This window comes from Pelomonas sp. Root405 (genome assembly GCF_001425165.1).
Taxonomy (GTDB): Bacteria; Pseudomonadota; Gammaproteobacteria; order Burkholderiales; family Burkholderiaceae_C; genus Pelomonas.
The window spans coordinates 634,441-659,743 of sequence record NZ_LMDU01000011.1 but is presented as its reverse complement, the minus strand read 5'-3'; the positions used below and the strand labels follow the sequence as shown (position 1 = coordinate 659,743).

General features: G+C 67.1%; 24 protein-coding genes and 1 pseudogene. 12 read left to right on the top strand and 13 right to left on the bottom strand.

The annotated features are described in order from the left end of the window. Nucleotides 1–59 precede the first annotated feature (59 nt). Nucleotides 60–362 (top strand): annotated as a pseudogene (gene gyrB / locus ASC81_RS12655) (DNA gyrase subunit B); the annotation flags it as partial. A gap of 37 nt (nt 363–399) precedes the next feature. Here gyrB and ASC81_RS12650 read toward each other — a convergent pair. The 8 genes from ASC81_RS12650 to ASC81_RS27880 all read right to left on the bottom strand — a co-directional run bounded on the left by ASC81_RS12650 (nt 400) and on the right by ASC81_RS27880 (nt 11,640). Further along, nucleotides 400–3,483 carry a type I restriction endonuclease subunit R gene (locus tag ASC81_RS12650; RefSeq protein WP_056267600.1) on the bottom strand — a complete coding sequence of 1,028 codons (3,084 nt, stop codon included), beginning with the start codon at nt 3,481–3,483 and terminating at the stop codon, nt 400–402. A gap of 40 nt (nt 3,484–3,523) precedes the next feature. After that, nucleotides 3,524–4,087, bottom strand: a complete 564-nt coding sequence (locus tag ASC81_RS12645; RefSeq protein ID WP_156392042.1) for a restriction endonuclease subunit S — start codon at nt 4,085–4,087, stop codon at nt 3,524–3,526. 164 nt (nt 4,088–4,251) lie between these two features. Further along, nucleotides 4,252–5,262: a virulence RhuM family protein gene (locus ASC81_RS12640; RefSeq protein WP_056267340.1), complete on the bottom strand. Its 1,011-nt coding sequence runs from the start codon at nt 5,260–5,262 to the stop codon at nt 4,252–4,254. Beyond that, nucleotides 5,259–7,550 carry a class I SAM-dependent DNA methyltransferase gene (locus tag ASC81_RS12635; RefSeq protein WP_056267336.1) on the bottom strand — a complete coding sequence of 764 codons (2,292 nt, stop codon included), beginning with the start codon at nt 7,548–7,550 and terminating at the stop codon, nt 5,259–5,261. Before ASC81_RS12635 ends, ASC81_RS12640 begins: the two co-directional genes overlap by 4 nt. Nucleotides 7,551–7,874: 324 nt before the next feature. Beyond that, a complete protein-coding gene (locus ASC81_RS12630; RefSeq protein ID WP_056267333.1) occupies nt 7,875–8,840 on the bottom strand; it encodes an alpha/beta hydrolase in 966 nt (321 codons plus the stop codon). An 80-nt stretch (nt 8,841–8,920) separates the two neighbouring features. Beyond that, complete coding sequence (locus ASC81_RS12625) at nt 8,921–9,691, bottom strand: ThuA domain-containing protein (RefSeq protein WP_056267331.1); 771 nt, start codon at nt 9,689–9,691, stop codon at nt 8,921–8,923. Between the two features lie 80 nt (nt 9,692–9,771). Continuing rightward, nucleotides 9,772–10,716, bottom strand: a complete 945-nt coding sequence (locus tag ASC81_RS27885) for an SGNH/GDSL hydrolase family protein (RefSeq protein ID WP_056267328.1) — start codon at nt 10,714–10,716, stop codon at nt 9,772–9,774. Between the two features lie 63 nt (nt 10,717–10,779). After that, the gene (locus tag ASC81_RS27880) at nt 10,780–11,640 is read right to left on the bottom strand and encodes an alpha/beta hydrolase (RefSeq protein ID WP_056267325.1); all 861 of its coding nucleotides are present in this window, start codon (nt 11,638–11,640) and stop codon (nt 10,780–10,782) included. 90 nt (nt 11,641–11,730) lie between these two features. On the opposite strand from ASC81_RS27880, the gene ASC81_RS27875 reads away from it, so the two are divergent. The 3 genes from ASC81_RS27875 to eutC all read left to right on the top strand — a co-directional run bounded on the left by ASC81_RS27875 (nt 11,731) and on the right by eutC (nt 14,840). Next, nucleotides 11,731–12,615, top strand: coding sequence for a gamma-glutamyl-gamma-aminobutyrate hydrolase family protein (locus ASC81_RS27875; RefSeq protein WP_082536469.1), 885 nt, complete (start codon nt 11,731–11,733; stop codon nt 12,613–12,615). 63 nt (nt 12,616–12,678) lie between these two features. Continuing rightward, nucleotides 12,679–14,049 carry an ethanolamine ammonia-lyase subunit EutB gene (locus tag ASC81_RS12605; protein ID WP_056267322.1) on the top strand — a complete coding sequence of 457 codons (1,371 nt, stop codon included), beginning with the start codon at nt 12,679–12,681 and terminating at the stop codon, nt 14,047–14,049. Next, nucleotides 14,046–14,840, top strand: coding sequence for an ethanolamine ammonia-lyase subunit EutC (eutC, locus tag ASC81_RS12600; protein ID WP_056267319.1), 795 nt, complete (start codon nt 14,046–14,048; stop codon nt 14,838–14,840). The genes ASC81_RS12605 and eutC overlap by 4 nt, the downstream gene beginning before the upstream one ends. On the opposite strand, the gene ASC81_RS12595 is transcribed toward eutC, so the two are convergent. The 4 genes from ASC81_RS12595 to ASC81_RS12580 all read right to left on the bottom strand — a co-directional run bounded on the left by ASC81_RS12595 (nt 14,837) and on the right by ASC81_RS12580 (nt 16,957). Next, a complete protein-coding gene (locus tag ASC81_RS12595) occupies nt 14,837–15,034 on the bottom strand; it encodes a hypothetical protein (RefSeq protein WP_056267317.1) in 198 nt (65 codons plus the stop codon). The genes eutC and ASC81_RS12595 overlap by 4 nt on opposite strands. A gap of 68 nt (nt 15,035–15,102) precedes the next feature. Further along, nucleotides 15,103–15,453, bottom strand: a complete 351-nt coding sequence (locus ASC81_RS12590) for a PRC-barrel domain-containing protein (protein ID WP_056267315.1) — start codon at nt 15,451–15,453, stop codon at nt 15,103–15,105. A gap of 173 nt (nt 15,454–15,626) precedes the next feature. Next, a complete protein-coding gene (locus tag ASC81_RS12585) occupies nt 15,627–16,016 on the bottom strand; it encodes a RidA family protein (RefSeq protein ID WP_056267597.1) in 390 nt (129 codons plus the stop codon). Nucleotides 16,017–16,075: 59 nt separating this feature from the next. Further along, on the bottom strand, nt 16,076–16,957 hold the full coding sequence (locus ASC81_RS12580) for a PD40 domain-containing protein (protein ID WP_056267313.1): 882 nt from the start codon (nt 16,955–16,957) through the stop codon (nt 16,076–16,078). Between the two features lie 147 nt (nt 16,958–17,104). Here ASC81_RS12580 and ASC81_RS12575 point away from each other — a divergent pair, with 147 nt between their 5' ends. The 7 genes from ASC81_RS12575 to ASC81_RS12550 all read left to right on the top strand — a co-directional run bounded on the left by ASC81_RS12575 (nt 17,105) and on the right by ASC81_RS12550 (nt 22,886). After that, nucleotides 17,105–18,013: a Ku protein gene (locus ASC81_RS12575; protein ID WP_056267310.1), complete on the top strand. Its 909-nt coding sequence runs from the start codon at nt 17,105–17,107 to the stop codon at nt 18,011–18,013. Between the two features lie 110 nt (nt 18,014–18,123). After that, nucleotides 18,124–19,200, top strand: coding sequence for an endonuclease/exonuclease/phosphatase family protein (locus ASC81_RS12570; protein WP_200960046.1), 1,077 nt, complete (start codon nt 18,124–18,126; stop codon nt 19,198–19,200). A 145-nt stretch (nt 19,201–19,345) separates the two neighbouring features. Continuing rightward, nucleotides 19,346–19,825, top strand: a complete 480-nt coding sequence (locus ASC81_RS12565) for a VOC family protein (RefSeq protein ID WP_056267307.1) — start codon at nt 19,346–19,348, stop codon at nt 19,823–19,825. A gap of 183 nt (nt 19,826–20,008) precedes the next feature. Then, nucleotides 20,009–20,812, top strand: coding sequence for an alpha/beta fold hydrolase (locus ASC81_RS12560; RefSeq protein ID WP_056267305.1), 804 nt, complete (start codon nt 20,009–20,011; stop codon nt 20,810–20,812). A 2-nt stretch (nt 20,813–20,814) separates the two neighbouring features. Continuing rightward, nucleotides 20,815–21,933 (top strand): PAS domain-containing sensor histidine kinase, encoded by a 1,119-nt coding sequence (locus ASC81_RS12555; RefSeq protein WP_056267301.1) that lies wholly within the window; start codon nt 20,815–20,817, stop codon nt 21,931–21,933. A 142-nt stretch (nt 21,934–22,075) separates the two neighbouring features. Next, the gene (locus ASC81_RS26555; protein WP_082536485.1) at nt 22,076–22,234 is read left to right on the top strand and encodes a DUF3309 family protein; all 159 of its coding nucleotides are present in this window, start codon (nt 22,076–22,078) and stop codon (nt 22,232–22,234) included. A gap of 283 nt (nt 22,235–22,517) precedes the next feature. Next, on the top strand, nt 22,518–22,886 hold the full coding sequence (locus ASC81_RS12550) for a nuclear transport factor 2 family protein (RefSeq protein WP_162253761.1): 369 nt from the start codon (nt 22,518–22,520) through the stop codon (nt 22,884–22,886). Nucleotides 22,887–23,213: 327 nt separating this feature from the next. Here ASC81_RS12550 and ASC81_RS12545 read toward each other — a convergent pair whose 3' ends face one another. Next, nucleotides 23,214–23,822 (bottom strand): type IV toxin-antitoxin system AbiEi family antitoxin domain-containing protein, encoded by a 609-nt coding sequence (locus ASC81_RS12545; protein WP_056267296.1) that lies wholly within the window; start codon nt 23,820–23,822, stop codon nt 23,214–23,216. A gap of 484 nt (nt 23,823–24,306) precedes the next feature. Between ASC81_RS12545 and ASC81_RS27015 the strand changes: the two genes are divergently transcribed. After that, on the top strand, nt 24,307–24,762 hold the full coding sequence (locus ASC81_RS27015; RefSeq protein WP_156392038.1) for a hypothetical protein: 456 nt from the start codon (nt 24,307–24,309) through the stop codon (nt 24,760–24,762). Nucleotides 24,763–25,303: the final 541 nt, after the last annotated feature.

The following is a 25,303-nucleotide window of genomic DNA, read 5'->3' as shown; positions in this document are numbered from 1 at the left end:
TCGACATTTTATGAAAAGCATGTCCACTCAAGCCCGGTGCACCGACACGTCAACGTGCGCAAGGGCGAGGCGAGAAAGCCAAGCAAAGCAAGGTCGAGGACTTCCGCGCCGCCATGGCCTAGCTGATGCAGCAAGCCGAAAGCGCCGTCGGCCGCCAGCGCTACAAGGGCCTGGGCGAGATGAACCCCGAGCAGCTCTGGGAAACGACGATGGACCTCAACGTGCGCCGCCTGCTGCGCGTGCAGATCGACGACGCCATCGAGGCGGACAAGGTGTTCACGATGCTGATGGGCGACGAGGTGGAGCCGCGTCGTGATTTCATTGAGACGAATGCGTTGAGGGCGGGGAATATCGACGTTTGACGTCCGTCCGGGCGCGCCGGCCGGCAACTCTAGGAAACTAGGCGCTTGGCGCGTTTTTCAACTGCGCGTAGACCTTGCTCAGCAGGTGCTCCACAGCCAGTCTGCGGAACTCGCCATCAGCCATTAACCGGCCGAAGATGTCTTCGTTGCCCTCCATGCGGTCGATCACCAGCCCCTCAAAGGCCTTCTCGAACACCGAGCGGAAGTCGTCCTTGGAGTTGCTGGTCGCGGCCTTGCGAAGCGCCTCGTTTTCCACGGCCTGCTCCTGGATCTGATCAAAGAACAGCTGATCGGCCTGCCTGAAGTCGGTGCCAAAACGTTCGTTGAGGATGTCGATCAGCTCTGACAGCCGAACCATCTGTTCCGGCTGCCCCGTCCCCACGTCGCCCGGCCCTTTTAGCGGCTTGGCCTCACCCTGGCTCAGGTCGATGCGCTGCTCGCCGATCTTCTGCAGGCGGTAGTACTCCAGTTCCACTTCATCTTCCACCTGCACGGGCGTGCCACCCTCGCGCCTGGGTAGCTTGGTGAGCAGGAACCGCAGGTACGTGTAGAGCTGCTCCAGGTCACTGTCCTGGTACGGGATGACCTGCGAGAGGAATCCGTACAGGTTGCGGAAGTTCACCAGCTGCGCCTTCAGCTCATCTTGCTCTTCAACAACCAAGGCTTTGTAGCGCTGCACCGCCTGGTCCAGCACCGCGTTCATCTGCTCGTGATCAGTGACCGATGACTTGCGGCGCGGCTTAAAGTACACCGCGCAGAAGGCCTGAACCTCCGCAGTGTGAACAAGGCCCGCCTCCTCGATGTCGTGCTGCAGGCGATAGAGGTGCTGCGGGTCGGTCAGCGGCTCGGTCGGCGTGTCTTCGTAGTAGGGCTTGAAGGCCTTGAAGATCTCCCCCGGTTTGTTACGGAAGTCCAGCACGAAGGTGTCCTCCTTGCCCGCGCAGGTGCGGTTCAGGCGCGACAGCGTCTGTACCGCCTGTAGGCCCGTGAGCGTGCGGTCCACGTACATGGTGTGCAGGAAGGGCTGGTCAAAGCCGGTCTGGTACTTCTCGGCCACCAGCAGCAGCTGGTAATCCTGCGAGTCGAAGCGCTCGGGCAGCTCGCTCTCTTTGATGCCCTGGTTCATGCCCACTTCGGTCCAGCGCTGGCCGGGCAGGTCCGGGTCTTCCACCGTGCCCGAGAAGGCCACCAGCGTCTTGATGTCGGTGTAGCCCTTGTCGGCGATGTACTTGTCGAACGCGCGCTTGTAGCGCACCGCGTGCAGACGGCCATCCGTCACCACCATGGCCTTGGCCCGGCCGCCGATCTTGTGGCGGACATGGGTGCGGAAGTGCTCCACGATCACCTCGGTCTTGGTGCGCAGGTTCACCTCGTGGAAGGTCAGCGTGCGGGCCAGCGCCCGCGCCGCCTGCTTGCGCTCCACATGCGGGTCGTCATCGCCCACCTGCACCAGGTGGAAGTAGGTCTCGTAGGTGATGTAGTGGCGCAGCACGTCGAGGATGAAGCGCTCCTCGATGGCCTGGCGCATCGTGTACTGGTGAAACGGCGTGCGGCCATCCGGCCCCGGCTCGTTGAAGACCTGCTTGGTCTTGTACTTGGGGGTGGCCGTGAAGGCGAAGAAGCTCAGGTTGGGCTGGCGGCCTCGCTTGCTCATCTCGCGCACCACGCCGGCCATCAGGTCGGCTGCGTCTTCGTCGTCCACCAGCCCATGCTCGATCACGTACTCCGCTGCTGCCTCCTGCACGCCGTGGGCGTTCAGTACGCCCTTGAGCTGCATTGCGCTCTCGCCCGACTGCGAGCTGTGCGCCTCGTCCACGATCACCGCAAAGCGCTTGCCCTGCGTCGCAATGCCCAGCTCGCCGCCGCCTTCGGCCTGCGCCTCACGCAGCTTGTCCAGCGTTTCGGTCACGAACGGGAACTTCTGCAGCGTGGTGATGACGATGGGCGTGCCCTTGGCCAGCGCCTGCACCAGCTGGCGCGTGTCCTCGTCGATCTTCTGCACCACGCCCTGCTTGTGGTCGAACTGGTGGATGGTGTTCTGCAACTGCTGGTCCAGCACCCGGCGGTCGGTCACCACGATGACCGAGTCGAACACCTTGCCCTCGCCCGCGTCGTGCAGGCTGGCCAGCCGGTGCGCCAGCCAGGCAATGGTGTTGCTCTTGCCCGAACCCGCCGAGTGCTGCACCAGGTAGTTGCGCCCCGCGCCGTGTTCGCGCGCATGGGCCACCAGGCGCCGCACCGCGTCCAGCTGGTGGTAGCGAGGGAACACCATGGTCTCCTTGCTGATCTTCCTGATGCCCTCGTCGGTGAGGATGCGTTTCTCCTCCACCTGCAAGTGCATGAAGCGCCCCAGGATGTCAAGCAGGCTGTCGCGTTGCCACACCTCGCGCCACAGGTAGGCGCTGCGGTAGCCGCCATCCGCCGCTGGCGGGTTGCCTGCGTGGCCGTGGTCGCCCCGGTTGAAGGGCAGGAAGTGCGTCTGGCTGCCCGAGAGCCGGGTGGTCATGAACACCTGGTCCGGATCCACCGCGAAGTGCACCAGCGCCCGCTTCTTGAACTCGAAGATCGCCTCCCGCCCATCGCGGTCGCGCTTGTACTGGAGCTTGGCGTACTCCACCGTCTGCCCCGTCATCGGGTTCTTCAGCTCGGCCGTCACCAGCGGCAGGCCGTTGAGCAGCAGCACGAGATCCAGGCTGTTGTGGTGGGTCTCGCTGTACTGCAGCTGCCGCGTCATCACCAGCCGGTTGGCCGCGTACTCGGCCTGGGTCAGCGGGTTCAGGCCATTGGCCGGCGCAAAGCTGGCCACCCGCAGCGTCTTGCCATAGCACTTGAAGCCCTGGCGAAGCACCTTGAGCATGCCCTTGGTGTCCAGCTCCTTCACCAGGTGGTCGATGACGATGCGCTCGGTCTCGGCGCCATGCACGGCGTGCAGGCTGGCCCAGGTCTTGGGCTGGGTCTGCCGGATGAAGGCCAGCAACTCGGCGGCATCCAGCGCACGCGCCTTGTCAAAACGGCCGACCGCCTCGCCCTGTCGGTAGTCGATGAAGCGATAGCCGCCCCCACCCTCGCACAGCGCGTGGACGATGGCGTCTTCCAGCCGGGCTTCGGTGTGTTGGCGCATGGCGGGCTCCCTGGTGTGCTTGTGCTTGTGTTGTCGTGAGTCAGGCGGCGGCCGGCACCGCCACACCGCGCACATCGATCTGACCGGTGATGGCGGCGGTAATGAGGGCGGAGCGGTATTCGGTCAAAAGTTCCGCTCCTTTCAGGCTGCTGCTAAGTCCGCTTTTCCGATCAATCAACGCATCGATCTGGCCTGTCTTCCAGTCGAGGAAGTTGGCGATGTGTCGTTGTTCATCCTCCGGCGGCAGCGGCACCACCAGGTCCTTCAGCGTGTCCTGGCCGATGTTCTGCATCGAGCCGCTGGCGCCCGTGGCGTCGCGCTCGTAGTGAAATCGGGCGGCAGGCGTGCGTAGCAGGTAGACCAGGAACTCGCGCCGGATGCCCGGCACCGGCCGCAGCCGGAACAGCTTGTCGCATAGCAGCAGACGCGGGCGCACGCCTTGCGGCACCAGGGCGGCGCTGCCCACCAGCTCACGGGTGTTCGCGCGGCTCACCAGCACGTCGCCGGGCTGGAGTTCGTATTCGGGCAACGGCGCAAGGTCTGGCGGCAAAGCCTTGTTTTCGGTCGCGTCAAAGCCATGACCGTTGACGCAACCCACCTTCATGACGCCCCAGGCTTCTTCGTCGGCAGGCAGGTTGTCGCACTGGGGCGACCAGCCTTGCTCGATGCGCTCGGTCAGGAAGCGCAGTCGGCGCCAGCCCCAGTGGGCAGGCAAACGGCTCAGCGGGCCGTGGTGGGTCGGCTGCCACTCGGGATACGCCGGATACCTCACGCCTTCTTCCTCTGCGCCCGCTTGGCCGCCTCGCCCAAGGCCTCCAGTTCCGCCAGGTCCGCCGCATCGGCCGCCAGCGCCTCGCCACGCCGACGCTGCGTGTCGAATTGAGCGTACCGCTCGTGGGCGATGGCGTCGGCATCGTCCTTGCGCAAGCTGCCGGCGCCCTGCAGCACCGGGCGTTCGCTGAACTGCAGCAGGCGATCCACGTTCTGGCGCCAATAGTCCAGGCTCAGGTCCTGGCGCTCCTTGGCGCGCAGTTCTGCCTGTTCCAGGAAGATCACCACCAGGCGGTTAAGGGTGTCCACCTCGTCGGCGCTCAGGTAGTTCTTGGCCACCACCACGTCGGCCTTGCGCACGCGGCTGCCTTCCCATGTGGTGAGGGCCATGTTGGGCTCGGCCGGGTTAGCGCGAGCCACGATCAGCTCGGCGGCGGTCCTCTGCGTCACCGCATAGAGCAGCTTGTTCTGCACCTCGGCGAAGAAGACCTGGGTGCCGGCGTCGCCCGCGCGATAGTCGCTGCTGAGGGCAAAGAGGTCGCGCACCTTTTGGTAGAAGCGCTTCTCCGAGGCGCGGATCTCGCGGATGCGGGCCAGCAGCTCGTCGAAGTAGTCCCAAGCGCCGCCCGGGTTCTTCAGGCGCTCGTCATCCATGACGAAGCCCTTGACCAGGTACTCGGCGAGGTGGGCCGTGGCCCATTGGCGGAACTGGGTGCCGCGCACGGAACGCACCCGGTAGCCCACGGCCAGCACCATGTCCAGCCGGTAGAGCTTGGTGGGGTAGCGCTTGCCATCGGCGGCAGCTATTAAGTCCTGCTTAATAACTGCCTCGGCGGCCAGCTCGCCCTCCTGCACGATCTTGCGCAGGTGGATGTTGATGTTGGCGACGGTCACGCCATACAGCTCGGCCAACTGCAGCTGGGTGAGCCACAGGCTGCCCTCGATGGGCCGGAACTGCACCCGGGCCTGACCGTCGTCGCTTTGGTAGATGACCAGTTCACCGCTCATGCCGTGATCTCCTTGAGCATGGCGACGATGTCGCGCTCCAGGTCCTCGATGTCCTTCTCGATGGCCGTAAGGTCGCGGGGCGGCTTGTATTCGTAAAAGTGGCGGTTAAAGGGGATCTCGTAGCCGACCTTGGTCTTGCTGTGGTCGATCCAGGCGTCGTCACGATAGGGCAACACCTCGCGGGCGAGGTAGTCCTCGCAGTGTTGCTGCACCAACTCCAGCAAGGGCTCAAGGCTGACCTTGCCCTTATTCTTCTTGCCTTCGTAGTCCAGCGGGAGGGGCAGCTGGATGCCTTCGGGCAGGGGCACGTTCTCGGTGTCGCGCAAGTCTGGATCGGGCTCGGATTCACCCTTCTTGTTCCAGCAGACCTCGGCCTTGGGGTCTTTCTCACCCAAGCTGCCCGGGGCGAGCAACGCAGTCTTGAGACCGGCCTCCAGCTCGTAGCCGGCGGCTTTGAAGGCCTGGTTGAGCATCTGGTCGAACTCGGCCCGGTCCTTGACGAGCCGGCCATCCAAAAACGCCATGCGCATGCCGCGCAGTACCTTGAGTAGGCTGGCCTGCGCCTGCCGGCCGGCGACTATTTCTGCCTCGGCAGCCGCCTTGTTCTTGCGCTTGCGCGAGAGCAGCAGGTTGGCCAAGGCGCCGGTGCGCTGCGCGCGGCGAAGGCGCTCGTTGGTGACGGTGAAGTTCAGCCGCAGCGGGCGCTCGACGGTGATCTTGAGGTAGCCGAAATCCTGGTTGCGGAACACCTTGCTCACGCACAGAGTCTCGTCGGCATCACGGTCACTGTTGTCGATGTTGTTGCCGATGTCGGCCCAGGGCATGCGCACCTCGTGGCCGAAGTTGCCGTACAGGCGCGTGATGAAGCCGATCTGGTCCGGCGAGCCGTCGGGCTGGTCGCTCTCGCCGTTGGTGCCGTCACCCAGGCGTTTGCGCTTGTCGCCCAGGCTTTTCTTCATGCGGCGGGCGAAGTCGGCGGCGTTGATGAGCTGCACCTTGCCGCGCCGCTCGGGCCGCTTGCGGTTGGTGACCAGCCAGATGTAGGTGCTGATGCCGGTGTTGTAGAAGAGCTGGTCGGGCAGGCCGATGACGGCCTCCAGCATGTCGTTCTCGATGATCCAGCGGCGGATGTTGCTTTCGCCACCGCCGGCATCGCCGGTGAACAGCGGCGAGCCGTTGAACACCACGGCAATGCGCGAGCCCTCGCCCTTACGGTCGGCCGGGCGCATCTTCGAAATCATGTGCAGCAGGAAGAGCAACGCGCCGTCGTTGATGCGCGGTAGGCCCGGGCCAAAACGGCCCTTGAAGCCGAATTGCTCATGCTCTTTGGTGACGTGGTCCTTCTCGGGCTTCCACTCCACGCCAAAAGGTGGGTTGGCCAGCATGTAGTGGAACCGCTCGTCGGGGTGCCCATCACCGTCCACAAAGCCTTCCTTGGGCTTGCCGGTGCCGAGGGTGTTGCCATAGACGATGTTCTTTACTGCCTCGTCCTTGATCATCAAGTCGGAGCCACAGATAGCGTAGGACTCTGGGTTGTATTCCTGGCCGAACAGCTCAAGGTTTGCACCGGGGTTCAGGCCTGTCTCAGGGTCTGCGATCAGCTTGTCGGATTCGGAAAGCATGCCTCCGGTCCCGCAGGTGGGGTCATAGATCGTGATTCGCTTGCCGTCTACGTACACGAGGTCGTCGTGCGTGAACAGCAGCTTGACCATCAGCTTGATAACCTCGCGCGGCGTGAAGTGGTCTCCGGCCTCCTCGTTGGCCTGCTCGTTGAAGCGACGCACCAAGTCTTCGAAGAGGTAGCCCATTTCGATGTTGGGGATGCGGTCAGGGTGCAGGTCGACCTTGGCGACCGACTGAACCACTTCGAAGAGACGATTGGCCTCGTCAAGCTTCTCGATCTCCTCCTCAAACTTGAACTTCTCCAGAATCTTGCGGGCGTTGGCGGAGAAGCCAGCGATGTAGGCGCGAAGGTTCGGATTGAGCTTGTCGGCGTCTGCCAGCAAGCTCTTGAAAGTGAAGGCGCTGGTGTTGTGAAAACTGAGCTTGAACTTGTGGTTCACCATCTTCTCGATGGTCTCGTCGTCGTGCTTGCCGCTGGCCTTGAGCTGGCCGTGGTAGGTCAGCACGTTCTTCTTTGTGGCCTCCAGCACGCAGTCGAGTCGCCTCAGCACTGTCAGCGGGATCATCACGCGCCGGTATTGCGGTGGCCGGTAGGGGCCGCGTAGAAGATTGGCGATGTTCCAGATGACATCGCCTTGCTGCTTCAGAGATTCTTGGTTCTTCATGTGTCTGTCAGCAATGCGGACGTGGTGCCTACAAGTTCAAGGGCAGAGCAGGTTGGCCCTGGCTTTGCTGGCGCTGGTAGATCAGTCGTGACCAAGCGAGTCACGACGGGCGGTGTGGAGGCGCCGCCCGTTGGGCCAGCACTCTAACGGGCGGCGCATTTACGGTGACGAGAACGCTCAGGACACGGCTAAGCCTCTGCTTGCTTTCGTACCCCGTCGCCACGCGCCCAGGTGATCTAGAGGGGCATCAGCGCGGGCCACGCCTCCTCACCACGTCTTGCCCATGCCGCTGGCCGCCGGCCTTGCGGCGCCTTGCAACGCGCCTTACCGCCCCGCCGCGCTTAACAACCCCCGCTGCCGCAGCCAGTCCTCGGCGTGGCGTGGCCAGGCGGAAGCGGTGCCGAACCCGTCGCGCATGCCGATGCCGTGGCCGCCTTGCTCGAAGACGTACAGCTCGGCCGGCACGCCGGCGCGCGTGAGGGCCTGGTAGTACAGGATGCTGTTGTCCACCGGCACCGTCTTGTCGCGCTGGGTGTGCAGCAGCAAGGTGGGCGGTGTGTCCTTGCTCACCTGCTGCTCCAGCGAGGTCAGCGCCAGCAGCGCCGGACTGGGCTTGTCGCCCAGCAGCGAGCGGCGCGAGCCGGCGTGGGCGGCGGGATCAGTCATCGTGATGACGGGGTAGACGAGCGCGGCGAAGTCGGGCCGGGCGTTGACGTTGTTGTCCAGCGCGGCGCCGGTGCGGCCGTCAGCGTGGTCGAACAGCGTGCTGGCGCTGGCCGCCAGGTGGCCGCCGGCGGAGCTGCCCATCACGCCGATGCGGTTTGGCGCGATGCCGAACTCGGCCGCGCGTGAGCGCACCAGGCGGATGGCGCGCAGCACGTCCTGCAGGGGTGCGGGGTGGCCCCACTCCTGCAGGCGGCTCTTGAGGATGAAGGTCGTGATGCCCAACGTGCTCAGCCAGGCAGCGTATTGCAGGCCCTCGTGCTGCCAGGACAGGTAGCGGTAGCCGCCGCCCGGGCACAGGATGACGGCGGTGCCATGGGGCGGTGAGTGGCGGTCGACGGCGGGCGCCACGACGGTGAGCGTGGGCACCGACACATTGGCAATGGCGCCGTTGGCGTCCACGCGCTCGGGGCCGAGTTCGCCGCGGGCGGCAGGCGCGTCGGCGCGCATCGCGGCGGGCACGCCCTCGGGCCAGAGCGGCAGCACGTTGGGCGGGGCGGCCCGGGCGTGCGTCGGGAGCAGCGCGAGCAACGGCGACAAGGTCAGCAATCGGCGCTTGGTGTTCATGGCGGCTCAGTCTGCCAGCGGGCGGCGGTTTCGGCGCGGGGTGGTCGCAAGCGCTCAGCGCCTTGACCGCGCGGCTGTGGCTACTTCTGCGGCCGGCCGTAGCCCGTGGCCGCCCACCACACCCCGCCCCACAGGTGGTCCAGATACCGCTCGTCGCGGTACATCGCGCCGTTGTGCCCCAGCGCCGTGACGAACACGCGGCCCTTCTCGTAGGTCTGCCACCAGCTCACCGGGTGGTCCGCGCCCATGCCCTTGGCGACCTGGCCCGGCCAGATCTTGGTGGGGTCGTAGGTGCGCTCGTCCACGGCCAGCACGGGGTTGATCTTCACGCCGTGCGGGTTGCTGAACTCGTACCACTCGTCGCTCCAGATCCACTTGTCCGGCAGGCCGAAGGTGGCGGGGTGGGTCGGGTCGGTCTTGGTGACGACGGCCGTCTGCAGCATGGGGTGGATGACGAAGGAGCGGCCCACCAGCTTTTCGTACCAGGGCCACAGGCCCGGCTTGCTGATGATGGCGCGGTGCACGACGACGGCGTTGCCGCCAGCCTTGATGTAACGCTCGAACCCCGCGCGCTGCGCCTCGTTGAATTCCTCGCCCGAGCTGTTGAGCAGCACGACGGCCGCGTACTTGCTCAGGTCGCCTTCGAAGGCATAGGGCTGCGCCGCCCAGGTCAGCTCGAAGGCGTGCAGCCTGGCGAGCTTCTCGAAGCTCTCGCGCGCCACCGGGATGTACTCGTAGTGGTACTTGGTGGGCATGGCCAGCACCAGCAGCTGGAACTGGCCATCGGCTGCGATGGCGGTGCTGGAGAGCGCGGCGGCGGCCAGGGCGGGCAGGACGTGGTTGAGCTTCATGGGCGACGATTCTCCCTGCCCGCGTGGCCGGCGCTAACCCCGCAGGCGCACGCAAGGTGGCGCCTGCGGGGTGGCGGGCTTCAGGCCCCGGCGCGGCGGCGGCGCGACATGAAGCCGATGACGCCCAGGCCGAGCGCCATCAGGCCGTAGGTCTCGGGCTCCGGCACGGCGGCGATGGCCGCGGCGCCCATCAGGGCGTGCGACACGGCCGACGGGTGCAGCGCGTCGCTGAACTGCGAGACGGCGCACGACGTGCCCGGCGAGAACTGGAAGCTGCCGCAGGACGTCGTGACATTGGTGATGCCGTAGAGGCCGCCGCCGTTGTTGAGCGCATCGTTGCGGACCGTGGCGCTGAGCGCGGCAAAGTCGAAGAAGCTCATGGTCAGGCCCAGGCCCTGTCCGTAGCTGACCACGCCGCTCATCTCTGCATTGAAGGCATTGGTGGCTTGCGTGGATGCGGCGGTCAGGCCGAGCATCATGGCCTCGGGTGTTGCGCCGAGGTCGGGCAGGTTGGCCACGAGGAAGTGCTTGGCGCCCTTGCCGGCGAGCTGGTCGATGGCGGTCTTGAGATTGTTGGCGGCCGCAGCAGCGGCGGTGTCGATGTTGGCCGGGTTGCCGCTGCGGGCATCACGCATGTCGTTGCCGCCGGCGACGACGACATAGAGCGCGTTCGGGTCGGCCACGGCGTAGTTGCTGCTGAAGGTGCCGATCTGGTTGAGCACGCTGGTGGCACCAGACGCCACGCGGGCGCCGCCGATGGCGTAATTGTTGCCGCCCAGGTAGTTCGCCTTGGCCGCGACGGCGTGGCCGATGCCGGCCGCGAGGTATTCCACCCAGACCGGGCCGTCGGAGAAGCGGCCCTGGTAGTAGGGGCCAGCAGGCATCTGGCCGAACGCCAAGACGTTGCCGGTGTCGGACAGGCTGTCGCCGAAGAAGAAGGCGTTGCTGAAGCTGGCAGACGCGGGGCCGGCGAACAGCGCCACGAGTGCCGCGGCGGCGAGCTGGCTGCGAAGGGGTCGGGTCATGAGGTCTCCATTGGTTTTGTGGGAGGCCGACGCTAGGCACCCGGCCAGGCGCTGACAAGAGGGTTAGCCAGCGTGTCCCCGAGGTGTCATGCGCAGCCACCCGCCCAGGTGTTGCATGGCCGCCGGCGTGCGTGCCAGGCTGCGGTGATCGGTGCCCGCCAGCTGGTGCACGGTCACGGCGGCGCCGGCGGTCTGCAGTGCCTTCACCAGCGTGCGCGAATGCGCATGCGGCACCTGCCGGTCGCGCTCGGCCAGCAGCACCAGCACCCCGCAGTTCAGCGCCCGCGCGGCGGCGATGCTGTCCAGCGGCGAGCGCAGCCAGGGTGTCAGCGGGGCCAGCAGCAGGTTGCGCGCGAGCACCGCGCGCAGGCTCTTCAGCGGCGTGATCAGTGCGACGCTGGCCGCCGGCCGGCCGGAAGCGGCCAGTCGCGCGGCCAGCTGCATGGCCACGCCGGTGCCCAGGCTGCGGCCAGCCAGGTGCAGGGCGCCGGGCGGCAGCGCCAGTTGCGCCAGTCCCCAGGCCGCGGCTGCCTCGGCGTCGGCCACGCAGGCGGCCTCCGACGGCCAGCCGCCGCTGGCGCCCAGGCTGCGGTAGTTGAAGGCCAGCAGGGCGCAGTCGTCGGGCAGCCAGCCCGCCAGGTCTGGCGTCCAGGCCACGTTCTCGTTGCGGCCGCCGAACCACAGCAGCATTCGCCGCGGCGGCGTGTCACCCGCGGGCACGGTCAGCCAGCCCTGCAACTGCACGCCGCGTGGGCGGGTCAGCCAGACGGCCTCGCTGCGCCGCCGGGCTGCGGCCGGGCCGGGGTCGGTGCGGCGGATGACCCAGGTGCGACCGAACAACAGCTTGCCCTGCAGCAGGACGATGGCGGCTATCAACGCGGCCCATGCGAGCAGAGGCCAGCTCCAGGGTGGGAGGTCATTCATGTTGCATATCAGCCTATCCGCCCACCGTTACAGCATGGTGAGGCGCCCTTGTTACGCCCGCGCAGCGGTGACCCACGTATATTTGAGTGCTTGCATACCCCAGACAAGTTGCGACCGCTGCTGATCGGCGTTTCCGCGCGCATCTACTACCCCGCCACGCCAGTGCTCGACCTGGGCGGCGTCTGGACCCGGACCCTGCACTACCTGGAGCAATCGGCCGCGGTCTGGCTGGCGCGCAGCGGTGCCCTGCCGGTGATGGTGCCGGGCGTGGATTCACGCAGCCTGGCCTTGATCGGCGCCGATCAGATCGACCGTTATGCGCAGGCCCTGGATGGCCTGGTGCTGCAGGGCGGCAACGATGTCTGCCCCGCCACCTACGGCGAGGAGGCGCTGCGGCCGGAATGGGCCGGCGACGCCATCCGCGACCACTATGAGCTCAACCTCATCGACGCCTTCGTCCAGGCCGGCAAGCCGGTGTTCGGCATCTGCCGGGGCATGCAGTTGCTCAACGTGGCCTTTGGCGGCACCCTTTACCAGGACCTGCCCACCCAGCGTCCGCAGACAGGCGAAACGCATTTCGCTCGCCAGGCCTACGAGCAGAATTTCCACCATGTGGACATGGTGCCGGGCGGCTGGCTGGCCCATCTCTACCCGAACGCACGGCACTGCCGGGTCAACAGCATCCACCACCAGGGTGTCAAGGACCTGGCGCCGGCCTTCCGTGTCGAGGCGCGCTGCCCCGATGACGATATCGTCGAAGCCATCCGCAGCACGCGCCACCCCTTCGTGGCCGGCGTGCAGTGGCACCCCGAGTTCCACGGCATCGGCGAGCCGACCGTGTTCGATGATTCGAAGCTGCTGGCCGACTTCCTGTTGGCCTGCCGGCGGGCCAGCGAGGTGACCGAGCCGGTGACCGTCGAGCGGGTCATGCGCCTGCCGTCACACGGCGGCAAGCACGGCTTCCGGCCGTCCTGACCGGCGGCCCGGCGGGGGCGAGCCGGTCATGCAGGCGCCACGGCTTTTGCGGACACTCCCGTCATGGCCTACGCCCACACCCTCGGCGCCGAGCGTTTTCACTTCCCCGACCTGCGCACCCTGCTCGCGCGCGCCAGCCCGCGGCGCTCGGGCGACGAGCTTGCCGGCGTGGCCGCAGCGAATGCGCGCGAGCGCGTGGCGGCGCAGCTGGCGCTGGCCGACCTGCCGCTCCGCACCTTTTTGAACGAGGCCGTCGTGCCCTACGAGGCCGACGAGGTCACGCGCCTCATCCTCGACACCCACGACGCGGCCGCCTTCGCCCCCATCGCCCACCTGACCGTCGGCGGCCTGCGGGATGCGCTGCTGGCCGACGCGGTGGACCCCGCGCAAATCGCACGCGGCCTGACGCCCGAGATGGCCGCTGCGGTCAGCAAGCTGTGCCGCGTGCAGGACCTGATGCTGATCGCGCGCCGCTGCGAGGTGGTCACGCAGTTCCGCAGCACGCTGGGGCTGCGCGGGCGGCTGGCCACGCGGCTGCAGCCCAACCATCCGACGGACGACGAGGCCGGCATCGCGGCCAGCCTGCTGGACGGCCTGCTGATGGGCGCGGGCGATGCGGTCATCGGCATCAACCCGGCCACCGACAACCTGCCGCAGGTCATGCGCCTGCTGCAGATGCTCGACGCCGTCATCACACACCACGAGATCCCGACACAGAGCTGCGTGCTGACGCATGTGACGACGACCATCGAGGCCATCCGGCGCGGTGCACCGGTGGATTTGGTGTTCCAGTCCATCGCCGGCACGCAGGCCGCCAACACCGGCTTCGGCATCACGCTGGCGCTGCTCGAAGAGGCGCAGGCCGCCGCGCTGGCGCTCAAGCGCGGTGGCCGGCAGGTCATGTACTTCGAGACCGGCCAGGGCAGCGCGCTGTCCAGCGGTGCCCACCACGGCTGCGACCAGCAGACGCTGGAGTGCCGGGCCTATGCGGTGGCCCGGCAGTTCGAGCCGCTGCTGGTCAACAGCGTCGTCGGCTTCATCGGGCCGGAGTACTTGTTCGACGGCAAGCAGATCCTGCGCGCCGGCCTGGAAGACCATTGCTGCGGGAAGTTGCTGGGTTTGCCGATGGGTGTGGACGTCTGCTTCACCAACCATGCCGAGGCCGATGTCGACGATGTGGACAGCTTGCTGACGCTGCTGTGCGCTTCGGGCTGCAACTACGTCATGGGCGTGCCGGGATCGGACGACATCATGCTGGGCTACCAGAGCACCAGCTTCCACGACGCGCTGGCGATGCGCCGCCTGCTGGGGCTGCGGCCCGCGCCGGAGTTCGAGGCCTGGCTGCAGCGCATGGGCGTGTTCACGCCCGGCCCCGAACCGCGGCTGGCCGACGGCATGCCATCGGGCTTTGCGGCACTGTTGGCGGCGACATGACGGTGATCACCCAGCCCTGGGCCAGCCTGCGTCGCCACACTGCCGCGCGCATCGCGCTGGGCCGCGCCGGTGTCAGCGTGCCGACTGCTGCCCACCTCGCCTTCCAGCAGGCCCATGCCGAAGCGCGCGACGCCGTGCATGCGCCGCTGGATGTCGAGGATTTGTCGGGCGGCCTGCGCGCGCTGGGTGAGGCGCCGCTGGCCGTTCAGAGCCAGGCGCCGGACCGGGCTGTGTACCTTCAGCGGCCGGACCTGGGTCGCCGCCTCGACGCGGCCGACGCCGCTGTCTTGGCGGGGCTTCATGCGCCGGTGTGCGATCTCGCCTTTGTTTTCGCTGACGGGCTGTCGGCGCTTGCGCTGCAGCGACAAGGGCTGCCGCTATTCAGCGCGCTGCGCGAGCGGCTGTTGCTTGAGGGTGGCTGGACGTGGGCGCCGCCCGTCGTCGCAACGCAGGCGCGGGTCGCGCTGGGTGACGAGGTCGGCGCGCTGCTCAACGCGCGTTGCATCGTGGTGCTGATCGGCGAGCGGCCCGGCCTGTCGGCGCCGGACAGCCTGGGCGTCTACTTCAGCTGGGCGCCGCGCATCGGCCTGGTGGACTCCCAGCGCAACTGCATCTCCAACGTGCGAGCTGCCGGCATTGCGCCGGCTGCCGCCGCGGCGAAGCTGCATGCGCTGCTGCGCGAGGCGCGAACGCGCCAGGTCAGCGGCATTGCCTTGAAGGACGAGCAGGACGAACGCGCCTTGCCTCAAACCGCCGCGGCGGCGCCGCTGATGCGTTTGCTCGGCGGTTAGGTGCGGCCAGGTCGCGGTGTCATGGTGTCGATGCCCGCGCCGGGGTCTTCTTCGCCGGCCACCGAGTCGTCGAACGACCCATTCTTCACATCGCGCGCGGGCCGCTGCTTCGCAGTGGGCCGGTCGCTGTCGACGGTTGGTATCGCCGGAGCGTTCTCGGGCGGAATCGGCGGGGTGCGGGTGGGGTCGGGCATAAGGCCTCCAAGGGCTAGCAAAAAGGGGCGGCAACCGCCGCCCCCTTCAATCACGAAGCGGCTGGCGCTCAGACCCACCAGCTCGAACCGTAGTAGTCATAAACCTTGCGGCCGTACTCGTCGTTGTAGGTGGGCGTTTCGTCCATCGGGTAGCGGGGTGCGCGCTCCAGCTGGGTCTTGTCGACGTTGACGACATAGCCGTCCTTGGCCGTGTCGTACTTCAGCTGGTCCCATGGCAGGGGGTAGCGGTCGGTGCCCATGCCCAGGAAGCCGCCGAATTCCAGCGCGGCGTAGCGGACCTGGCCGCTCTTCTTGTCGATGACGAGGTCGTCGATGGAGCCAAGCTTGTCGCCGTTGGGGCTGAAGACCGTGGTGCCCTCGACCTTGGACGAGGAGATGGTGGGATTGGCGCTAGTCATGGTGATTGCTCCTGTGAGGTTGAACATCGGGCGGGGCGGGCGTTGCGCGCCCCGGCAGGTGCTGTGCACCATGTCTCCAATGTGCGCCGCAGCGCCCGCGTTCACAGTCGGGCTGGGCCCCTCAGGGATGTAGGAACTGGCCGACCGGGCGGCGCCAGCCCATGACGGTGGCGTCAGTCGGCGGCGATGGCCTCGATCTCCAGCAGCCAGTCGCTGTCGTAGATGCCGGCGATCAACACCGTCAGCGCCGGGCTGCGCGTGCCCAGCACCTCACGGCGAATGGCCGAGTTCTCCAGCGCGTGCTTGCGGTCGCCGAGATAGGTGGTCACCTTGACGAGGTGGTCCAGCGTCATGCCTGCTGCGTGCAGTTGGGCGCCGACATGCGCCCAGACGAGGCGGCATTGCGCGGCGAAGTCCTTGGGTACGGCGCCGTCCTTGTCGACGGGGATCTGGCCGCTGATGAAGAGCAGGCGAGACGGCGCCTTCAACTCCAGCGCCTGGGCATAGCCGCCGGACGGCGCGGGCGCTGCGGGGGTGTTGATGGCGCGGGTCTTGGTGGCCATGGCGGCTCCTGCAGTGGTGGTGGTCGCCAGGCTTAGGGCCAGCGCGCGGCGCGTGACGGTCATGGCGAGGTGCTCCCTGGGCAGGCCGGCGGCCAGGTTGGATCGGCACCGGGCTGGAGGTCGATGACGAAGAGCTCGCCCGAGCGCGTGCCGTCGGCTTGCGCGAACAGCAGCCGGTCGGCCTTGGGCGACAGCAGCGGGCCGACCTGGAAGACGTCGTCGCGTGCCGCCAGCCGGCCCAGCGGGCGCCAGCCGTCGCCGCTGCGCGCGAAGCGGTAGAGATGGGAGCGGCCTTCGCGGTCGGACACGACGACGGCCTGGCTGCCGTCGCGCGACATCTCGACCTCGTAGTCGTTGCGCGCCGTGTTCAGCGGCGCGCCGAGGTTGGCGACGCGCCAGCCCCCGTCGGCCTGCCGCGTGGCCACGTAGACGTCGTTGCCGCCGAGGCCGCCAGCGCGGTCGGAGCCGAAGAAGAGGCGACCATCGGGCAGCAGGCGCGGCAGCAGCTCGGCCTGCGCTGAATTGATCGGTTCGGGCAGGCGCCGCGGTGCGCGCCAGCCCCCGCGGCCGTCGCTGTCGGCGACCCAGATGTCCAGGTCGTCGCCCCGCTTGCCGGGGAAGGGCCGGTTGGAGACGAACCAGATCTGGCGGCCGTCGGCCGTGATGAAGGGGTCGGCCTCGCTGGCCGGCGGCGGCGCCGCGATGGCCAGCGGCGTGGCCTCGCCCCAGCCGGCCGGGCCGCAGCTCGACTGCAGGAGGCGGTAGGCCGAGAACTGCGGATTGGCGCGCATGAAGACCAGCGTGCGGCCGTCGGGCGCGAAGCTGGGCGATGACTCGTAGTCCGCGGTCGAGAGGCGCTCGGGCGTCCAGCGCAGCGGTGCGCCTGCGGCCGCTGCAGCAGCGGCGGCTATGGCGAGGCTGAGGGCCAGCAAAGCCTTCATGGCGGTCCTTCGAGTGCGGCAGGTCGCGAGTCTCGTGCCGAGCCGGTTCTTGGCCGAAAGCCATGGACTCAGCCGTCGGCGCGTACCTACACGACGGTTTCCGGCCCGCCGACGACGCGGGCCAAGCGGCGCGCCGACAGTGGGCGCATGGCTGACAACGCAAAACCCGCCAATCCTCGCGCCATCTGGAAGGGCGCCATCTCCTTTGGCCTGGTCCATGTGCCGGTGTCCCTGCACACGGCCACCAGCGAGCAGGAGGTCGACTTCGACTGGCTGGACAAGCGCAGCATGGACCCGGTCGGCTACAAGCGCATCAACAAGCGCACCGGCAAGGAGATCACCAAGGAGAACATCGTCAAGGGTGTCAAGCTCGAAGGCGATGACTACGTGGTGCTGTCGGACGACGAGATCAAGGCGGCCTACCCCAAGCGAACGCAGACCATCCAGATCGAGAGCTTCGTCAAGGCCACCGAGGTGTCCTTCGTCTACATCGAGAAGCCCTACTACCTGGCGCCCGACGGCCGCGCCGGCCGTGTCTATGCGCTGCTGCGCGAGGCGCTGGAGAAGTCCGGCGTCATCGGCATCGCGCGCTTCGTGTTGCACAACAAGGAGCACCTGGCCGCGTTGATCCCCGCGGGCCCCGCGCTGATGCTGGGCACGCTGCGCTGGGCCGAGGAGATCCGCTCGCCCGAGCCGCTGGACCTGCCCAAGGCGGGGGCAGGCGACCTCAAGCCCGCAGAGCTGAAGATGGCGCAGCAGCTCATCGCCCAGATGACCGATGCCTGGAAGCCCGAGCAGTTCAAGGACGACTTCAGCAGCGCCATCCGCGCGCTGGTCAGCCAGAAGGCCAAGGCCGGCGACAAGGCCACCGTGCAGCCGCTGGAAGAGGCGCCCGACCTCAGCGGCGCCGCCAATGTGGTCGACCTGACAGAGCTGCTCAGGCAGAGCCTGGGCGGCAAGGCCAAGGCCGCCAAGGGCGACGAGAAGGTGAGCAAGCCAGCCGCGGGAAAGAAGCCCGCGGCCAAGGCTGGGGCGCCGCGCAAGAAGGCGGCTTGAGCGCGCCTGTGCGGGAGCCCGGATAGCGCGCTCGGGGTGTCACGGGCGCATGCCGGCGAGTTGAGTGGGGCCTGTCGTTGCGCTCGCCCTTCACCGATGGGCGCGGTGCGATGTGGCATTCGTTGGAGGAGCAGACCCTGGAAACCACGCTTACCCTGCTGGGAACGCTGATGATCGTCGCGACGCTGCTGCCGCTGGCCAGGCTGGACGACTGGTGGGTTCGCGTCTTCGATTTCCCGCGTCTGCAGATCGCGGCGGTGTCTGCCGCGGTGTTGGTGCTCACGCCCCTTGTGCGCGACGACGCCGGCATGCTGCACAACCTCTGGCTGGCGGCGCTGGCCGCCTGCACGCTCTACCAGGGCTGGCGCATGTTTCCCTATACGCCGCTGCATGCCAAGCAGGTGCAGGACAGCGAGGGTGGCGACCCCGCCGCCAAGATCAGCCTGCTGTGCGCCAACGTGCTGATGAGCAATCGCAGCGCCGCGGGCCTGTGCCGCCTCATCCAGGAGAACGACCCCGACCTCATCCTGGCGGCCGAGCCCGACGGCTGGTGGCAGCAGGCCTTGAAGCATCTCGAGGCCTCGCATCCCCATACCGTGCAGCAGCCGCAGGGCAACACCTATGGCCTGCTGCTTTACTCGCGGCTCGAGCTGATCGATGCCCGTGTGCGCTTCCTCGTGGAGGACGAGGTGCCTTCCATCCACGCCCGCGTTCGGCTGCGCTCCGGGCAGGAGATCGTGCTGCGCTGCCTGCACCCGCGCCCGCCCGCGCCTGGGGAAAGCAGCCGCTCGACCGAGCGCGACGCCGAGCTGCTGCTGGTCGGCAAGGAGATCAAGGCGCTGCAGGCACCGGCGCTGGTCTGCGGCGACATGAACGACGTGGCCTGGTCGCACACCAACGACCTCTTCTGCGACGTCAGCGGCCTGCTCGACCCGCGGATCGGCCGCGGCTTTTTTCATACCTTCAGTTCCAAGTGGCCGCTGATCCGGTTCCCGCTCGACCATGTCTTCCACAGCACGCACTTCCGCCTGGTCGACTTCCGCCGGCTGCCGCACTGGGGATCGGACCACTTCCCCGTCTTCATCAAGCTGAGCTTCGAACCGGATGCGCAGGCCACCCAGGACCAGCCGGAGGCCAGCGCCGAGGAGCACCAGGAGGCGCAGGAAAAGATCGGCAAGGCGGCTTGACGTCCTCGAGGTCGGCGGGTCGTCGCCCACACATCCGTCTTCGAAACATCGACTCACGTCTTGCCGGCGGGATTCGTCGAAAACGATGCCGTTGACTCGTCGAATCGATGTCGGCAGCGTTGCCGTCCCACCTCAAGGAGCCCTCATGACTAGCAAGAACACCATCTGTCTCTGGTTCAACGGCGAGGCCGAAGACGCGGCGCGCTTCTACGCCCAGACTTTCCCCAACAGCCAGGTCGGCGCCATCCGCCGCGCGCCGGGCGACTATCCCTCGGGCAAGCAGGGCGACGTCATCACCGTCGACTTCACCGTCTACGGCATCCCCTGCGTCGGCCTCAATGGCGGGCCCGAGTTCAAGCACAGCGAGGCCTTCTCCTTCCAGATCGAGACCGAGGATCAGGCCGAGACCGACAAGCTGTGGAACGCCATCGTGGGCAACGGCGGCCAGGAGAGCCAGTGCGGCTGGTGCAAGGACCGCTGGGGCGTGTCCTGGCAGATCAGCCCGCGCGTGCTCAACGAGGCGATGGACAACCCCGACCGCGCCGCCGCCAAGCGGGCCTTCGAGGCCATGATGACGATGCGCAAGATCGACGTGGCCGCCATCGAGAAGGCTCTCAAGGGCTGATCCGCTGCCACGAAAGCGCCCGCTCCGCCGGCCGCAAGTCGTAACAGTCGCGGCCCGCGCGTCGCGCGCTCAAGGGACAGCCCTGGCCGCAGGGCAGTGCGTAACGGTCCGTCGATGCCGCTGGATTAGGGGGTCAGCCGGATACAGTGCTCCAGTAGTAGAAATACGCCCACAAAGGCCCCCATGAGCATTGCCCGGCGCAATAACGTCCAGGTCAGCGGCGTCGGCACGGCGACCATCGTCTTCGCCCACGGTTTCGGCTGTGACCAGGCCATGTGGCGCCTGTTGGCGCCGCAGTACGCCCGTCGGTACAGGGTCGTCACGTTCGACCATGTCGGCAGCGGCAGCTCGGACCTGGGCGCCTACAACCGCGAGAAGTACAACTCCCTGGGCGGTTATGCCGACGACCTCCTGGAGATCATCCGCGACTGCGGCTCGGGCCCCGTCATCCTTGTGGGCCATTCGGTCAGCGCCATGATCGGCCTGGTTGCGGCGCTGCGCGCGCCGGGCGCCATCGCGGCGCATGTGATGGTCGGCCCGTCGCCCTGCTACATCAATGACGGTGACTACGTGGGCGGCTTCTCGCGCGAAGACATCGACGGCCTGCTCGACATGCTGGAGTCCAACTACCTGGGCTGGGCCAGCAACATGGCGCCTGCCATCATGGGTGCGCCCGAGCGGCCGGAGCTGGGGCTGGAGCTGGCCGAGAGCTTCTGCCGTACCGACCCCGAGATCGCCAAGCAGTTCGCGCGCGTGACCTTCCTGTCGGACAACCGCGCGGACCTGGCCAAGCTGCAGGAGCCGACGCTGATCCTGCAGTCCACCGAGGACATCATCGCCCCCGTGGCCGTTGGCGAGTACATGCACCGCGTGCTGCCGCGTGCGACGCTGACCCTGGTGGACAACGTCGGCCATTGCCCGCACTTGAGCGCGCCCAGCGCCAGCGAGCAGGCCATCGACCGCTTCATCGCCTCGCTCGAACTCTGATCGTGGCAACCGCACCGCCCTGCCCGCCGCTCGAGCAGTTGCTCGACGAGGTGCCCGTCGGCCTGCTCGTCACCGACGCTGTTGGCACCATCACCAGCGTCAATGGCACGCTGTGCAACTGGTCGGGCTACAACGCGCAGGAGCTGGTAGGGCAGAAGAAGCTGCAGGACCTGTTCACCGTGGGCGGGCGCATTTTTCACCAGACGCACTGGATGCCCATCCTGCAGGTGCAGGGCTCCATCTCCGAGGTCAAGTTCGACCTGCGCCGCAGCGATGGCCGCGTGCTGACGGTCATGCTCAACGCCGTGCGCCGGGGCGCGGGGGCTGGCTGCCACGACGTCGTCTCGGTCGTCGTTGCCGAGGAGCGGAACAAGTACGAACGCCAGCTCTTGCTGGAGCGCAAGCGCTCGGAAGAGCTTTCGCAGAAGCAGCTGCGCGAAGCCGAGGACCGCGCGCTGTTCGCCGAGCAGATGGTCGGCATCGTCAGCCATGACCTGCGCAATCCGCTCGCGGCCATCACCATGGGTGCCACCACCATCGGGCGCGATGCCACGCTGGGCGAGCGCCATGCCAAGGTGTTGGACAACATCCACCGCTCCGCGCGCCGCGCCCGTCGCCTCATCGACGAGCTGCTGGACTTCACGATGATCCGCGTCGGACATGGCCTGACCGTGGCGCACAAGCCGGCCAACTTCCACGAGCTGGTCGGCCAGCTCGTCGAGGAGCTCAAGCTCGCGTTCCCTTCCAACCCGATACGGCACAGCGCCGAGGGGCCGGGAGGCTGCGCGGTCGACGCCGACCGCATCGCGCAGCTGCTGGGCAACCTCGTCGCCAATGCCGTCACCTACGGCGAGCCGGGCGGCCCGATCACGGTGACCTCCTGGGGCGACGGCGGCGAGTGCGTGCTCACCGTCCACAACCTCGGCGAACCCATTCCCGAGCCCATGCTGGCGCGCGTGTTCGAACCGCTGGTGCGCGGCGGCACGCCCGATCACTCGACACGCAGCGTCGGCCTTGGCCTGTTCATCGTCAAGGCGATTGCCCAGGCGCATGGCGGCTCGGTCACGGTGACCTCGTCGCGGGAGCAGGGCACGACGTTCAAGTTCGTGTTCGCCTGCTGAGGGCGTTCAGCCGGCGCAACGCCCGGTCTGCCTACTCGCGCCCCGCATCCTGGACTACAGCCCCGCATCGATGGGCGACCGACAGTGCGGCAGGACTGCGACGCCGTTCATGGCGTGGCTCCGCACCTTCCAAGGAATGAACATGAGCATCAGCGCCATCCTCCTCGTCGTCGTGATCCTGCTGCTCGTCGGCGTCCTGCCGGCCTGGCCGCACAGCCGCAGCTGGGGCTACGGGCCCACGGGCGGGCTGGGTCTGGTGCTGGTGATCCTTTTGGTGCTGCTGCTGATGGGCAAGTTGTAGGCACTGGGGCGCGCGGCCTGTCGGCCAGCGCTTCGGCTCGTCCGTTGGCCCACGCGCTTCGTCGCCTGCTGCTGGCCGCGCCGCGGCGCGCTTTGCAAACTGCCCGGCATATTCAGCTTTGCAAGGAGCCGCCATGCCGCCCATTTCCATCGAGCGCCCCGTTCAAGCGATGCGCTCGCGTTCACGCCAGATGTTGGCCGGGATGTGCCTCGCCGCCTTGGCCACGCCCTGCTTTGCGCAGGACACGGCCCGGTCGGGGCCGCTCCATGACGAACTTGCAGGCATGGACGCCGCGTTGTTCGAAGCCGCTTTCGTCACCTGTGACGCGGCCAAGTTCAGAAGGCTTTTCACGGACGACGCCGAGTTCTATCACGACAAAACCGGCGCCAGTTTTGGTGAGGCCGTGAAGGTCATGAAGTCCTGCCCCCGCGACAACGGCGTCACGCGCACGCTGGTCCCCGGGAGCCTGGAGGTCTATCCCATGCAGGGCTACGGCGCCGTGCAGATGGGGCGGCATGTGTTTGCCAAGCAGGGCGAACCGGGCTCCGAGGAGGCGAAGTTCGTGCACCTGTGGAAGCGTGAGGCGGGCGGGTGGCGCTTAGCGCGGGTGCTCAGCTTTGACCATCGGCCGGCGGCGGCCAGGGCGCCTTGAGTCCAGGGCAGCGTGGGTCGCCAGCTCGGCGAGCCAAGACCCATCAGCGCTCCGTCCACTGGCCTGCAGCAGGATGCCAGACTGCTCCGATTCGAGAACTCTCTGCTGCGGCTCGGTAGAAGCAGGAATTCGCCGAGCAATGCCGTGACGTCCGCCAGCGCTTGGTCCTCGAGCGCAGCCTTGGACAGGAAGGCGCGCCATTGCTTCATCTTCGCGGGATCGGTGCCGAAGTAGGGCGTCAACTCGAAAGGGGCAGGTTGAAGTTTTCGCCCTTGCTGCGCGACCGGTTCAGCAGCCGGGCCAGCACCGATGCCGAGCGATCAGCGCTCACGCCGCCAGCGCCTCCAGATACGGCCGCATCACGTTGGTCATGCGGTTGATCTGGGCAAAGCGCCACAGCTCGTCCATCGTCACCTTGCGCTCGGTCCACGCCTCGCGCAGCGCTTCGAGTGCGACATCCAGCCCCACCTTGCCGCGCAGCTTGAAACAGTCGGTGATGGTCTTGGCGAGGGAGTAGACGCGCACCGGCGCACCGTCGAGCACGTGGGTCTCTATGCCGTCGGTGAAGGCGGCACCAGACAGGCGCGTGATGCGCAGGACTGCCGTGCTGCCCTTGGGTGCGTGGGTGCCGGCCGGCAGCGCGATCCAGACCTCGAAGGGGGCCTGCACGCCGATGCCATGAATCTCCAGCGCGGAGAGCAGGCAGAGCACGGCCCTGGGCGCGAGCTTGGTTACCTCGATGGCAGATTGATGCGCGCTCGGCGGGGTGTCCGTGCCGGCGTAGAGCCCACGGCCGACGCGCCGGATATGGCCACTGGCCGTCATGCGTGAGAGCGTGCGCGCCGGAATCCCCGCCTCGTTCAGCTCGCGGGAGGACAGCGCCGGCTGCTTTGCAGCGAGGCGCAGCAGCTTGGTGGCGCGGCTTTGGGCTGACATGGGACGGAATGGTAAAAAAGTGCACTACTTGTGTGGAAGTAGTGCACGATCATGACATCCGGACTTGCCACTTTGACCTCCTCACGAGGGCGCCGAGTTCTTTCATGGCAAAACCGGCGCCAGTGTTGGCGAGGCCATGAAGCAGAGTCATCCGCACCCTGATGCCCGACAGCCTGGAGGTCTATCCGATGCAAGGCTATGGCGCCGTGCAGATGGGCCGACATGTCTTGCCAAGACGTGCTAACCGGGCTCCGCGGAGGCGAAGTTCGTGCACCTGTGGAAGCGCGAGGCCGGCGGATGGCGGCTGGCGGGTGTTGAGTTTTGAGCACCGGCCGACCCGACAAAAGGCACCCTAGGCTGGGCTTTGAGTTGGAAGCGTCATTTAGCCTGAGCGGCCCGGTGACTGGGCAGGTATTGGCTAACATGCCCGCCCATCTGAATCGTTAGGCTGAGCGCTACCTCCTCGGCGCAGGGTCCCCCTTTCATGCGCCAAGTCCCCGTCCTGTCATTTGCAATGGCTAGTTTGCTGCTCGGCCTGACCGCTTGCGGTGGCGGGGGTGATGATCGTGAATCCGTGGGTTGTCCGGCCATTGTCCTGAGCGACGGGCCGTCGCTCATCCTTGCCTCGGTCCAGAATGCCGCCACCGCTGCATCAATCCCTGTGGTTGTACTGAGCGACATCACGGTCGGTGGCTCACGCGTCCCGCTGGAGTTGCTGAGCCAGCAGTCGCTCAATGTCAGAGTGGTCGGCAACACGCTGGAATGCACGCTGCCGTGCGGCTTCTCGGCGTCGGCGGGAGAACAAGCCTTCACCGTCTCGGCACCCGGCTACATCTCGCAAACAGTGAGCGCCATTGGCTCTTACGCTGGTCGTCGTGGCGAGTGCCCACCCACGCTGACTGACGGAAAACGAATCTCGCTGAGCTTGCATCCGAGCTAGCACTGCGTCCCGGTCGCGGGGAACTGTGGGCTGCCGAGCGGGCGGCTGCCTGTTCTTGAATGCCAACGGGCCTGAGACCAAAACGGGTCTGTCACTACAGTCGTACCAGGCACAAACAGCTGCGTGCCCTTCAGCACAGAGTGGCCCGCCGAGCCAGCACCTATGCCGAGCGATCGGCGCGCACGGCGCTGCCAGCGTGCCGAGGTACGGTCGCAGCATATGGGTCATGCGGTTGAACTGGGTGAAGCGCCACAACTCGTCCATCGTCAACTTTCGCTTAGTCCTAGCCTCGCACAGCGCTTCAATTGCGACATCCAGCCCTACCACCAAGGCCCTTGACGCGAGCTCGCTTACCTCGATGGCAGACTGATGCACGCTCGGCGGGCTGTTCGCGCAGGCGCATAGCCCACGGCAAACGCGGCGGATGTGGCCTCTGGCCGTCATGCGCGACAGCGTACGCGCTGGGATTGCGGGTGCGATCAGCGTGGAACGGTGTCCGCCATCACCGCGGAATACTGTCCGCCATCAGAGCGGAACGGTG